Genomic DNA, 12420 nt, shown 5'->3' with positions numbered 1-12420 from the left:
TTATCCTTTGATTTTTTCCATTATTTCTTTTGTAAGTTCTAAAAAATCCTTTGCTGCATTACTTTCTTTTTTATACATATATACTGGTATGTTTTCTTCTTGAGATTTAGAAATACTTATGTTTTTTCTTATTTTAGTATTTAAAAATTTTTCTTTGAATACTTTTTTTAGATAATCAATATATTTTTCTTTGCTTTTGTTTCTAATATCATATTTATTGATAAATACACCTGTAATATCTAGTTCTTTATTTATCTGTTTGACAGCAGTTATTGTATCTAATAATTGATTGATTCCTTCAAATGCAAAAAATTCTGTTTCTATTGGTATTAAAAGATATTTACTTGCAACAAGGGCATTTATTGTAAGTATTGAGAGAGTAGGAGGACAATCAAGAATGATAAAATCATAATCATCTTGTTTATATTGTTCTAAAGCATTTTTTAGAAAATTTTCTCTTGCAATTTCATGTATTAATTCTTTTTCAAGTAGTGCTAGTTTAAGACTTGAAGGAATTATATCCAAGTTAAAATTTTTAATAGGTGTAATTTTTTGTTTTTTATAGATAAGTTCATAACTTGAATTTGTAACTTCTTTTTTTAAAATATTAACACCGCTACTAGTATTACCTTGTGAGTCAATGTCTATTAGAAGAGCTTTTTTATTAAGCAATGTAATTGAATAGGCAATATTTATAGCACTGGTTGTCTTTCCAACACCACCTTTTTGATTAATAATGGATATTATTTTCATAACAATTTTCTCTTAATTAGTATATATTAATAATATTCTATTGTAGAACATAAGTAATAAAAATGATAATAGTATATATAAAATTCTTTTTAGAAAAAACTAGACAATACACATGTAGGCATTTAATCAAATTAAATGCCTACATGTGTATTGTCTAGTTTAATTAAGTTATAGACATAACTTAATTAAACTCAAATTAGAGCAGAGAGTTTGCTTGTAAAAATGTTATGATATTTTTTTTATCTTTTATGTTAAATTTTATTGTAGTGTTTATTTTATCTAGAAATTTTGCGTCTGTAATTTTAATTCCCATCTTATTTTTTGTTCGTATAAGTAAATTATATTGGTTATAATTTAAATTAAGGCATAATGTTTCCATTTCTTCCTTTTCTATTAGATTTGATTTGTTGATTACTTCTTGTGCTGCTTTGGAATATGCTTTAATTAAACCCTGTTTTCCAAGCAGGGTTCCTCCAAAATAGCGTATTGTAATAATTAAGGTGTCTGTTAAATTTTTGTTTAATATGGCGTCTAGAGTAGGTTTTCCAGCTGTTAATCGTGGTTCTTTGTCATCGTTCATTCCATTTATAAATGAATTTAAATTACCGATTCTAAATCCATAGACAACATGAGTTGCGTTTTTAAATTTCAATTTATATTCTTTTAATATTTTATTTATTTCTTCTTTTTTCTCTACATGAAAAATGTATGATAAGAAAATTGATTTTTTTACTTCAATTTTTGAATAAATATTTTCTTTAGGAATTAGCATCATTCAATTTAATAATATATCATCTTTTTTATGTTGAAGTATTTTTAATTTATGTTTATTATTATTAATAATTGTTTTTTTAAATTCTGAGTGCAAGTCTTTAAGAGGTGTTTGAAATGATATCAGGGTTAAATCCTACATTAAAATTGTTTAAGGAACATAGAATACTTTACTCTAATATGGAAAGAGGTCTAAAACCTCTCTTGGAAGTTGATAATTTTATTAATAAATACATTCAAAATAAAGAGGGTTTAGAAATTTATGATAAGGTTGTAGGCAAGGCCGCTGCTGTTATTATTTACAATATTGGGCTTCAAAATGTTCAGGCAGGTGTTATTTCTCAACCGGCAAAAGACTTTTTGGAAAGTAGAGGAATAAGAGTAGGTTTTAAAAGATTAGTAGAGAAGATAAATGATAAAACTGAGAACTTGATTGAAAGCTTAGAAAATCCAGAAGAAGTTTATAAGTACCTGATTAAAAGAGGAATTATTGTAAGTAATTCTTAAAATTTGAATTTATTTGTTTTTTGATTTGGAATATACAGAAATGATTAGTCCTATGTTGTATATTAACATTATTAGGCTTCCCCAGGTTAAGTAGAAATTATCTTTTCCATGATCAAAAAACCATATTCCGGAATAAATTCCCAAAAATCCTCCAATAGCAGAGGTAAGCATAATTAAATTTGGATCAATTACATGTCTAATAATTTGACTTTTACCATCTTGGGTAGCTTGTCTTTCAGAAAATTTACTATTAATGAAAACCATAGTAAGTCCAGTAAGTGTGATGCATAGGAAATAGATTATAAAGATCTTTTTAATGAGTTTAAACATAAAACTTTACCGCCTTTTAGTTTTCAGTTGTTAAAATTAAATAATAATATAAATATAGCATAAAAATAAAAATTTTTTTATATGGATATATAAAAACCAAGTACTTTTGTAAAAGTATAGGTTACTTTGAGAATAATTAATTTATGCAGTAATAAGTTTAATGCATATTAAGTAAGCTGTATTTTAAATTTTAAGGAGATTATGTGTTATACATTGTGGGAACACCTATAGGTAATTTAGGTGATATTACATATCGTGCAATTGATATTTTAAGATTAGTTGATGTTGTATTTGCTGAGGATACGAGAGTTGCTAAGAGACTTTTATCTCATTATGGTATAGTTAAAAAATTAATTTCTTGTAATGCTGTCATAGAGCATAAGAGAATTGGTTTGTTATTGGAATACTTGTCTAATGGAAAAAGTGTGGCTTTCGTTAGTGATGCGGGCACTCCTTGTCTTAGTGATCCTGGTGGTTTGCTTGTTGATGCGGCATTTAAAAATGGGCATAAAGTTTTTCCTATTCCAGGTGTTAGTTCTTTGAATGCAGTTATTAGTGTAAATCCTTTTAAAGATAAAGTTGTAGTGTTTGAAGGATTTTTGCCAAACAAAGGAATTAAAAGGATCAAAAGGATTGAGGAACTTTATCATAGGGGTGATGCATTTGTTCTTCTTGAATCCAGTCATAGAATTTTGAAGTTATTATTTGAAATTTCTTTAGTAAATTTAGATGCTAATGTTCTTGTTGGTCGTGAGATGACAAAATTATATGAGGAATATAAAATTGGTAAACCTTTAGAGCTTAAGAAATATTTTGAAGAAAATAACAAAAGTAAGGGAGAATTTACGGTTTTGGTTAGCAGGAAGTCTAAAAGTTAAAAATTTTTTACAAGATGAGAAAAAATGTATTAAAGGGTATTATTGATTGTTTATAAGTTATGATGAATCTGAATTACTTGATGAGAGAGGTTATGATTGTTCAAAAAGTTTTTCAAATATAGATTTAAGGATGGATAAAAATCTGATTTGTATAATTTTGTGTATAATTAATGTATTCTGATATTATGTATTTTGCAAATTGTGATAAATTTAGTGAGAGTATTTTGACTTTTAAGGAATTGGTTTAACAATTTTTACAGTGAGTTTAAGAACAATGATAAAGGTTTTAAAGATTTTTTAATATTGAAAATTCAAGATGGGACATAAGTTTTAAAGATGGATTTATCACTTGTCCAAATTAAGAGAGGTCTACCCATTTACATTTTATGATAAAAAATAGGGATAAGGAAATTTACAAATGTTTAAATTGTGGGTATAAATCTTTAAAGTGGCTTGGGAAATGTCCTGAATGCTTTAGTTGGGAAAGTTTAGTACATTATTCTGAATTTAAATCTGGTTGTGAGGGAGATTTAAGTAAGTCAAAAAATGAAATCTTTTCTTTAAGAGATTTTAAACATGTTGATAATGTTAGACATTTAACAGGTATTGAAGAATTTGATAGAGTTCTTGGTGATGGCATTGTAATTGGTAGTGCAATTTTGATATCAGGCGAGCCTGGCATTGGGAAGTCAACTTTTTTACTTCAAATTTCTAGTATTCTTTCACTTGCTGACAAAAATGTGCTTTATCTTGCAGGTGAAGAATCAATTCCGCAAATTAAATTAAGAGCAAATAGACTTAAAATTTCTTCTGATATATTGATAACTAATGAGATAAATGTTGATTCTTTAATCAAAATGCTTGTAAATATTGAACTTGACTTTATTGTTGTCGATTCTATTCAAACTTTGCATTCAAAAGAAGTTCAAGGTGGGCTTGGAGGTGTTGCTCAATTAAAGCATTGTGTTTATAAGCTTATAGAGTGGGCAAGAGGGAAGAATATAACTTTATGTTTAGTGGGACATATTACGAAAGATGGTATTTTAGCAGGACCAAAAGTAATAGAGCATATGGTAGATTCTGTTTTTTATTTTGAAGAGGCAGAAAAATCGTTACGTATGCTTAGAGCTACTAAAAATAGGTTTGGTGCTATTAATGAAGTAGGTATTTTTGAAATGACGTGTTTGGGGCTTGTTGAGATTAAGGATCCCTCTTCTATTTTTTTGGAGAAAAAGGAAGAAATATCTTCAGGGATTGCTATTGGAATCATTAATGAGGGGAGTCGAGTTTTATTTGTTGAAATACAGGCTTTAATCACAAGAACAGGTATGAATATTCCTAGAATTTTTTCTGAAAAAATAGATTCTAAGAAAATATCAAGAATTTTAGCTGTTCTTAATAAATATTTGAATCTCAGTTTTAATAATGATGATGTATATGTGAATGTTTCTGGGGGCCTTAGGATGGATGATATAGAAATTGAACTTGCTGTTTTGGTTGCATTATTTTCTGCCAAAACCAATGTTATTATAAATCAAGATTTAATCTTTACAGGTGAAATTTCTCTTTCAGGAAAAATTAAGGCATCCTCTAATATTGAGAGTAAGGTTATTGCAGCTAAGAAAGCTGGATTTCAGCATGTTTTGGGAGCAAATTTAAGAGAGAATTATTATAATGGATATGATGGTATAGAGAGTGTTTTAGGTGTTGTTAGGCGGTTAGTGCGAGATAGCAAAAGAGAAGTTCATGAAGAGAGTCGGTTGAAAAATAGATAGTATAAAAAAATGAATGTTAAGTATTGACAAAGTGTAACGTATGTTATAAAGTAGTAAGAGTTGATATTAAGAATTGGAAGAAAAGAGAAGGGAAGAGTTAAGTAAGGTTTAAGAGCCAAATAAAATAAATAACCTGTTAATTTTAAAGTAAAGAAATAAAAATAACGAAGAGTTTGATCCTGGCTTAGAACTAACGCTGGCAGTGCGTCTTAAGCATGCAAGTCGGACGGAATGTAGCAATACATTCAGTGGCGAACGGGTGAGTAACGCGTGGATAATCTACCTATGAGATGGGGATAACTATTAGAAATAGTAGCTAATACCGAATAAGGTCAATTGAGATGTTAATTGATGAAAGGAAGCCTTTAAAGCTTCGCTTATAGATGAGTCTGCGTCTTATTAGCTAGTTGGTAGGATAAGAGCCTACCAAGGCTATGATAAGTAACCGGCCTGAGAGGGTGAACGGTCACACTGGAACTGAGATACGGTCCAGACTCCTACGGGAGGCAGCAGCTAAGAATCTTCCGCAATGGGCGAAAGCCTGACGGAGCGACACTGCGTGAACGAAGAAGGTCGAAAGATTGTAAAGTTCTTTTATAAATGAGGAATAAGCTTTGTAGGAAATGACAAGGTGATGACGTTAATTTATGAATAAGCCCCGGCTAATTACGTGCCAGCAGCCGCGGTAATACGTAAGGGGCGAGCGTTGTTCGGGATTATTGGGCGTAAAGGGTGAGTAGGCGGATATGTAAGTCTATGCGTAAAATACCACAGCTCAACTGTGGAACTATGCTGGAAACTGCATGACTAGAGTCTGATAGGGGAAGTTAGAATTCCTGGTGTAAGGGTGGAATCTGTTGATATCAGGAAGAATACCAGAGGCGAAGGCGAACTTCTAGGTCAAGACTGACGCTGAGTCACGAAAGCGTAGGGAGCGAACAGGATTAGATACCCTGGTAGTCTACGCTGTAAACGATGCACACTTGGTGTTAATCGAAAGGTTAGTACCGAAGCTAACGTGTTAAGTGTGCCGCCTGGGGAGTATGCTCGCAAGAGTGAAACTCAAAGGAATTGACGGGGGCCCGCACAAGCGGTGGAGCATGTGGTTTAATTCGATGATACGCGAGGAACCTTACCAGGGCTTGACATATACAGGATGTAGTTAGAGATAACTATTCCCCGTTTGGGGTCTGTATACAGGTGCTGCATGGTTGTCGTCAGCTCGTGCTGTGAGGTGTTGGGTTAAGTCCCGCAACGAGCGCAACCCTTATTGTCTGTTACCAGCATGTAAAGATGGGGACTCAGACGAGACTGCCGGTGATAAGCCGGAGGAAGGTGGGGATGACGTCAAATCATCATGGCCCTTATGTCCTGGGCTACACACGTGCTACAATGGCCTGTACAAAGCGATGCGAAACAGTGATGTGAAGCAAAACGCATAAAGCAGGTCTCAGTCCAGATTGAAGTCTGAAACTCGACTTCATGAAGTTGGAATCGCTAGTAATCGTATATCAGAATGATACGGTGAATACGTTCTCGGGCCTTGTACACACCGCCCGTCACACCACCCGAGTTGAGGATACCCGAAGCTATTATTCTAACCCGCAAGGGAGGAAGGTATCTAAGGTATGTTTAGTGAGGGGGGTGAAGTCGTAACAAGGTAGCCGTACTGGAAAGTGTGGCTGGATCACCTCCTTTCTAAGAGAAAGAAATTATTATACGGCAAATTATTATTTTAACTCTTCCTTTGTCTTTTCAGAGACTTTTTTTGGGGGTTTAGCTCAGTTGGTTTAGAGCATCGGCTTTGCAAGCCGGGGGTCAAGGGTTCGAATCCCTTAACCTCCATTTGTTTATTGTAAAAGTGAATGAATGGAGGTTATGGTTTTAAAGATTAACTTGTGTTGTATCAATTGAAAGCTAGCTTTAAGAATTAAAAAAAATCCTATTAAAATTTTGATTTTCAGATAAAATGTTTTTTATGTTTAATGATTTATTTAGAGTAAATTCTCATTTATAAGATAAGCAATATAAGAAGTAAGGGTATTACTTATTTATTTTTTTGTTTGAATTAAATTATTTTATTTAAGTTGTTTTAAAATTTTTTAGCTTGTAGGAAATAATTTTTACTTCATGCAAATTTTAAGATATTTGATGTTTTTGTTTGTTTTGAGTGAGTAAATATAATATATGGTTTGCTATTTTAGCACATGGTTTTATATTACTTGTTGTCTTGATGATTTTGTTGATAAATTTAAATAGACTTAACAAATTTTTATTGCATACGGCAAGCTTGATTGAAGCTCAAAAATGCATCTTTGAATTATTTTGTTGAGATTACTAAATGTTTAGTAGGAGTTGAGTTTATTCAATTGGGACCAGGAGGAGTTGAACCTCCGACCTCAGGTTTATCAGACCTGCGCTCTAACCACCTGAGCTATGATCCCTTAGATATTCTTACCCTTTAAGATTCTATTTAACTTTATTGTGTTTGTCAATATATAGTTTTTTTTTCATGATACTTGTTTGTTATTTGCAATTTTTATTTAACGTTTTTTTCAATTATAATAAGTTTTGAATTTGATTTTTGTTTTAGTTTAAAATTGTACTGATGAATAGAGAATTTTTTATGCAAGATGCTGTTAGTGTGGCCAAATCTTTGCTTGGACACTTGATTGTTAGGAAAATAGGTGACAGGGAAATTATTTCAAGAATTGTTGAGACGGAAGCTTATATGGGTGTAATAGACAAAGCTTGTCATGCTTATGGGGGAAGAAGGACAAGTCGTACCAGTGCTATGTATAATATTGGGGGATATTCTTATATTTATATGATTTATGGCATGTATTACATGTTAAACGTTGTGGTATCTAATGAATATAATCCCCATGCTGTTTTGATAAGAGGTATTGAGCCTATTTCACCAAAAGTTGATGGAATATTTACTAATGGACCTGGCAAGCTTGCTAAGTTTTTAAATATAGATTTAAAATTTAATAAAATTGATCTTATTAATAATTGTGAACTTTTTTTAAAAAGAGGTTTATCTTTTAATTTTGAAGTGTCATGCTCAAAGAGAATAAATGTTGATTATGCAGGTGAGGAGTATGCGAATAAACTTTGGCGATTTTACATAAGGGGCAATAAATATGTTTCTAAATGTTAATTTTCCTTATTTTTTTCAAGAATAGGATCAATTATTTCTTTAATAAAATTTTCAACTTGGCATGAGGCAAAACCTATATTTTCATTTAGATTTAAGATTTCATCTATGTTTTTAGATGTTAATTTAAAACTTTGATCATTAAGGATTAGTTTAATTAAGTCGTTCTCAGTTGTTCCTGAATAAAGATTTTCCTTTACTTGCATTGAATAAATTCTTATCTTTTCATGTAATATTTGTCTATCACCTCCATTGTTTGTTGCTTTCATCAATATGTCTTCTGTTAATATAAATGGCATTTCTGTTGTAACGTGTTTTTTAATCATTTTTTTGTTTACTTTGATATTATTAAATATTTTATTTAGTAATATTAAGATAGCATCAGCAGCTAAGAATGCTTGGGGAATATTGAGTCTTTTGCAGGCTGAATCATCCAGAGTTCTCTCAAGCCATTGAGTTGCTGCTATAAAACCACCACTTGATTGTAGGCTCATTATAAACTTGGCAAGGGAGGCTATTCTTTCGCTATAGATAGGATTTCTTTTGTAAGGCATTGCGGATGAACCTATTTGGTGTTTTTCAAAATGTTCTTCAATTTCTTTAAGATGTTGCATGAATCTGATGTCATTAGTAATCTTATGTGCGCTTTGGGCTAGATTGCTTAAGAAATTTAATATTGATGAATCAAATTTGCGATCATAAGTTTGACCAGTTATTTTATAAACTTTGTCAAATCCCATTTTTTTTGCAAGATTTATATCTAGATCTTTTACTTTTTCAAAGTTAGACGCAAACAATTCTTTAAAGCTACTTTGATTTCCAACTGTACCCTTTACTCCTCTAAAACACATTTTGGACATAATGAACTTAAGTTCTTCAAAGTCAAAAATTAGACTTTGGAGCCATAAGCTACTTCTTTTTCCAAGAGTTGTTAATTGTGCTTCTTGTAGATGTGTATATGCAAGTGTTACCAGGTTTTTATGCTTTAGTGAGAACTTTTTTAAAGTGTTAATTAGTTTTATCAGTTTATTTTCAATGAGCAATAAAGCTTCTTTGATTTGGATTAAGTCTGTGTTATCCATTAAATATGCGCTTGTTACACCAAGGTGTAGAATTTTTCTAGCATCATCACCAGACAATTCGGCATAAGCATAGAGATGTGCCATGACTTCATGTTGAAATTTTGATTCATATTTTTCTACAAGTTCAAAATCAATGTTTTCTATATGTTTGGATAGTTTATTGAGTTGTTTATTACTAATGTTTATTCCCAATTCTTTTTGCACTAAGGCTAAGTTGTACCACAACTTTCTCCATGTGGTGTACTTGAATTTTGGTGAAAAAATGTAAAGCATTTCTTTACTTGCATATCTTGATTTTAACGGGTTTATATATTTATCCACTTTTGATTCCTAAAAATGGTTTTTTCTCTCTCTGCTCCAAGAGATAAAATCGAAATTTGTACCCCTACTTCTTTTTCTATAAATTCAATGTACTCTTTAGCTTCGATAGGCAAATCTTCGTAACGGCTAATATTTCTAATATTTTGTTTAAATCCTTTAAAGACTTTGTATACAGGTTTGACATTCTCAAGTATTTCACAAGAAGTAGGTATATGGTCATATCTTTTGCCTTTAAATTCATAAGCTGTGCAAATCTTAAGGTTTTCAATGTCATTTAGTATGTCTAATTTAGTTAGGGCTAAATGGTTTAGTTCATTAAGGCTTATCGATTTTTTTATTGTTAAGAGATCAAGCCAACCAATTCTTCTCGGTCTGTTTGTTGTTGAACCATATTCTTGTCCCTTTTCTCTAATTTTATCCCCAATAGGACCTAAAATTTCAGTTACAAACGGTCCTGAACCAACTCTTGATGAGAATGCTTTTACTATGCCAATCTTTTCCTTAATTTTTGAGATAGGAATACCACAGCCTGTTGTTGCTGTAATTAATGTATTGCTTGATGTTACGAATGGAAATGTTCCATGTTCAATGTCAAGCATTGTGCCTTGAGCACCTTCTATTAAGATAATTTTTCCTGAATTTATGACCTGATTTAATATTTCTTCTGTATTTGTGATTGCAGATTGGAGTATTGCTATATATTTTTTATATTTACTTAAAATATCATCATAATAAAAAGGTTTATGGTTGTATATTTTTTCTATAATTTCATTTTTTTCATCTAAATTTATTTTTAATTTTCTTTCGAAAATTTCAATGTCAAGTAAGTCAACAGCTCTTATTCCTGTTCTGTTAATTTTATCAGCATAGCAAGGTCCAATTCCTCGTTTTGTAGTTCCAATTTTGTGAACACCCTTTTTTTGTTCATTAAGTTCGTCAAGTTTAATGTGATAAGGCATTATTATATGTGCTTTATCACTTATGAATATTTCTGTCTTTATGTTATTGTGCTTGAGAGCTTCAAGTTCTTTAATTAAGATTGAGGGATCAATTACTACACCAGGACCAAGTATACATTTTGCTCCTTGCAAAACACCTGATGGTAGTAGATTAAAGATGAATTTTTTATTATTGACAACAATTGTATGTCCGGCGTTGTTTCCTCCGTTAAATCTTACAACATAATCTATCTTTGATGAGAGAAAGTCTATAATTTTTCCCTTACCCTCATCACCCCATTGAGTTCCAATAACTGCATAAATTGACATTTATATCTCCTATTTACTTATTTTTGCTATATTCTTTAAAGTTCTGTGTTGTTCATTAAAGTCAATGCCATATCCAACTATGAAATCATTTTCAATCTCAAATCCCGCATAGTCTATCTTTAATTTTATTAATCTTCTGGATGGTTTGTTAAAAAGAGTACAAATTTTAATCTCTTTAGGATTTTTGGTTTTTAAGTGAGCAACGATTTTTTCGTATGTAAGCCCAGTATCTATGATATCATCAAAGATGATTACGTAACTATTTTGTATATTAATGTCGATATCTTTTTTAATTATTACATTTAATGAAGAAAAAGTTTTATTTTTATAACTTGAAGCTTGCAGGAAATCTATTTTTACGTTTAATCCAATTTCTCTTGTAATATCTGCAAAAAATATAAAAGAGCCTTTAAGAAGTGATATAAAAACCACGTTGTTTTTATCCTCATAATAGTTTCTAATCTTTTTCGCTAGCTCTTTAATTTTGCTTTTTATTTTTTCTTCTGTGAATAAAGTTGAAATTTTATCACTCATTCAGCTTTACATTTAACTCTCTCTTCAACTTTTGACATTAACTATTATATTTTTTTTATTAATTTAATTCAAGTTAGAGATTATAAGTCATGAATTTAATGTGATATCATTTATTTAAAAAGAGGATGTTATAATGAATGCCAATTATGAAAAGTATAAGATGTTGGTTTTTGATCTTGATGGAACATTGCTTAATAACAATCATGAAATTGCGCCATTGACTCTTAAAGTTCTTTTAAGATTAAAGAATGATTTTCATATAATTATTGCTACTGGTAGAAGATTATATGAAGTTAAGGACATTTTAATGCAACTTAAAGATGTGCAGATTGATGAGAGTTATATTATAACGGCTAATGGTGCTGAGGTGTTTTTAAAAAATAATCTGATTTTGAGATACAAGATTAATTATGATGTAGTAAGAAAACTTCTTAAAGTAGAGCGAGGGGATATTGATGTTAATCTTTATACTCTTAATGATTGGTATTCTGATAGAGAGATTAGAAGTCCAATTATGAATTATTTTATTGAAAATTTAGGCATACAACCTATTATTACTGATTTATCTGAACTTGAGATAGATTCTTGTTCCAAAATAGTTTATTATTCTCATAATTTTTCTAAGCTTGAAGAGTTTGCAAATAAAATCAGAGATAAAAATTTTAAAGACATAAATATATTTTATTCTGCTAATGATCTTTTGGAAATTACAAATATTGATGCTAGTAAATATAATGCTATTAAAAGTATTGCTTTATTTGAGTGTATTTCTATTGATAATATTTTAGCATTTGGAGATAATGGCAATGATTATGAGATGTTAAAAAATGCTGGAAAAGGTATTCTCATGAAAAATGCAAACAAGTTTATTAAGAATCATTTATTAAACAACGAGGTTACAAAATTCAGTAATGATGAAGATGGAGTTGCAAAATTTTTAATTGAGTTTTTTAATCTTGACATTCAATTTTAAGTAATCTTTTTCTTATATTTTATCTAAACCATTTGGGTTTTCAATATTTGCTTTACTTTGTCTGAGAT

Annotated in this window: 11 protein-coding genes, 2 tRNA genes and 1 rRNA gene; 7 read left to right on the top strand and 7 right to left on the bottom strand. The window is 30.3% G+C overall.

Annotation, left to right across the window (positions count from 1 at the left end; all coding sequences use genetic code 11):
• Together bpuSUM_RS02145 and bpuSUM_RS02140 are read right to left on the bottom strand one after the other, a co-directional pair.
• Positions 1 to 753 (bottom strand): ParA family protein, encoded by a 753-nt coding sequence (locus bpuSUM_RS02145; protein WP_247065586.1) that lies wholly within the window; start codon positions 751 to 753, stop codon positions 1 to 3.
• A gap of 196 nt (positions 754 to 949) precedes the next feature.
• Complete coding sequence (locus bpuSUM_RS02140; protein WP_247065585.1) at positions 950 to 1528, bottom strand: YigZ family protein; 579 nt, start codon at positions 1526 to 1528, stop codon at positions 950 to 952.
• A gap of 113 nt (positions 1529 to 1641) precedes the next feature.
• Between bpuSUM_RS02140 and bpuSUM_RS02135 the strand changes: the two genes are divergently transcribed.
• Positions 1642 to 2031, top strand: coding sequence for a DUF1893 domain-containing protein (locus bpuSUM_RS02135; RefSeq protein ID WP_247065584.1), 390 nt, complete (start codon positions 1642 to 1644; stop codon positions 2029 to 2031).
• A 9-nt stretch (positions 2032 to 2040) separates the two neighbouring features.
• On the opposite strand, the gene bpuSUM_RS02130 is transcribed toward bpuSUM_RS02135, so the two are convergent.
• The gene (locus bpuSUM_RS02130; RefSeq protein WP_247065583.1) at positions 2041 to 2361 is read right to left on the bottom strand and encodes a hypothetical protein; all 321 of its coding nucleotides are present in this window, start codon (positions 2359 to 2361) and stop codon (positions 2041 to 2043) included.
• Positions 2362 to 2564: 203 nt separating this feature from the next.
• Between bpuSUM_RS02130 and rsmI the strand changes: the two genes are divergently transcribed.
• The 4 genes from rsmI to bpuSUM_RS02110 all read left to right on the top strand — a co-directional run bounded on the left by rsmI (position 2565) and on the right by bpuSUM_RS02110 (position 6859).
• Complete coding sequence (rsmI, locus tag bpuSUM_RS02125; protein WP_247065582.1) at positions 2565 to 3239, top strand: 16S rRNA (cytidine(1402)-2'-O)-methyltransferase; 675 nt, start codon at positions 2565 to 2567, stop codon at positions 3237 to 3239.
• A gap of 386 nt (positions 3240 to 3625) precedes the next feature.
• Entirely contained in the window at positions 3626 to 5014 is a 1389-nt protein-coding gene (gene radA, locus bpuSUM_RS02120; RefSeq protein WP_247065581.1) for a DNA repair protein RadA, read from the top strand.
• A 161-nt stretch (positions 5015 to 5175) separates the two neighbouring features.
• Positions 5176 to 6712: ribosomal RNA gene (locus bpuSUM_RS02115) — 16S ribosomal RNA — on the top strand.
• 72 nt (positions 6713 to 6784) lie between these two features.
• Positions 6785 to 6859: transfer RNA gene (locus bpuSUM_RS02110), tRNA-Ala, on the top strand.
• Positions 6860 to 7384: 525 nt separating this feature from the next.
• Here bpuSUM_RS02110 and bpuSUM_RS02105 read toward each other — a convergent pair.
• A tRNA-Ile gene (locus bpuSUM_RS02105) sits at positions 7385 to 7458 on the bottom strand.
• A gap of 164 nt (positions 7459 to 7622) precedes the next feature.
• Between bpuSUM_RS02105 and bpuSUM_RS02100 the strand changes: the two genes are divergently transcribed.
• Complete coding sequence (locus tag bpuSUM_RS02100; protein ID WP_247065580.1) at positions 7623 to 8177, top strand: DNA-3-methyladenine glycosylase; 555 nt, start codon at positions 7623 to 7625, stop codon at positions 8175 to 8177.
• Here the strand turns inward: bpuSUM_RS02100 and purB are convergent.
• From purB to hpt, 3 genes are read right to left on the bottom strand one after another with little or no spacing between them, the layout of a single operon-like run.
• Entirely contained in the window at positions 8174 to 9577 is a 1404-nt protein-coding gene (purB, locus tag bpuSUM_RS02095; protein WP_247065579.1) for an adenylosuccinate lyase, read from the bottom strand. The genes bpuSUM_RS02100 and purB overlap by 4 nt on opposite strands.
• The gene (locus bpuSUM_RS02090) at positions 9562 to 10845 is read right to left on the bottom strand and encodes an adenylosuccinate synthase (RefSeq protein ID WP_247065578.1); all 1284 of its coding nucleotides are present in this window, start codon (positions 10843 to 10845) and stop codon (positions 9562 to 9564) included. The genes purB and bpuSUM_RS02090 overlap by 16 nt, the downstream gene beginning before the upstream one ends.
• Before the next feature lie 9 nt (positions 10846 to 10854).
• On the bottom strand, positions 10855 to 11379 hold the full coding sequence (gene hpt / locus bpuSUM_RS02085; protein ID WP_247065577.1) for a hypoxanthine phosphoribosyltransferase: 525 nt from the start codon (positions 11377 to 11379) through the stop codon (positions 10855 to 10857).
• 133 nt (positions 11380 to 11512) lie between these two features.
• On the opposite strand from hpt, the gene bpuSUM_RS02080 reads away from it, so the two are divergent.
• The gene (locus bpuSUM_RS02080; RefSeq protein ID WP_247065576.1) at positions 11513 to 12352 is read left to right on the top strand and encodes a Cof-type HAD-IIB family hydrolase; all 840 of its coding nucleotides are present in this window, start codon (positions 11513 to 11515) and stop codon (positions 12350 to 12352) included.
• Positions 12353 to 12420 lie beyond the last annotated feature (68 nt).

This window comes from Borrelia puertoricensis, from assembly GCF_023035875.1.
Classification (GTDB): domain Bacteria; phylum Spirochaetota; class Spirochaetia; order Borreliales; family Borreliaceae; genus Borrelia; species Borrelia puertoricensis.
This window is presented reverse-complemented; position numbering and strand designations above follow the sequence as displayed.

Coding starts and splice junctions, on each gene's coding strand:
- bpuSUM_RS02145 (WP_247065586.1), bottom strand. CDS start 753: ATGAAAATAATATCCATTATTAATCAAAAAGGTGGTGTTGGAAAGACA.
- bpuSUM_RS02140 (WP_247065585.1), bottom strand. CDS start 1,528: ATGATGCTAATTCCTAAAGAAAATATTTATTCAAAAATTGAAGTAAAA.
- bpuSUM_RS02135 (WP_247065584.1), top strand. CDS start 1,642: ATGATATCAGGGTTAAATCCTACATTAAAATTGTTTAAGGAACATAGA.
- bpuSUM_RS02130 (WP_247065583.1), bottom strand. CDS start 2,361: ATGTTTAAACTCATTAAAAAGATCTTTATAATCTATTTCCTATGCATC.
- radA (WP_247065581.1), top strand. CDS start 3,626: ATGATAAAAAATAGGGATAAGGAAATTTACAAATGTTTAAATTGTGGG.
- bpuSUM_RS02100 (WP_247065580.1), top strand. CDS start 7,623: ATGAATAGAGAATTTTTTATGCAAGATGCTGTTAGTGTGGCCAAATCT.
- bpuSUM_RS02090 (WP_247065578.1), bottom strand. CDS start 10,845: ATGTCAATTTATGCAGTTATTGGAACTCAATGGGGTGATGAGGGTAAG.
- hpt (WP_247065577.1), bottom strand. CDS start 11,379: ATGAGTGATAAAATTTCAACTTTATTCACAGAAGAAAAAATAAAAAGC.
- bpuSUM_RS02080 (WP_247065576.1), top strand. CDS start 11,513: ATGAATGCCAATTATGAAAAGTATAAGATGTTGGTTTTTGATCTTGAT.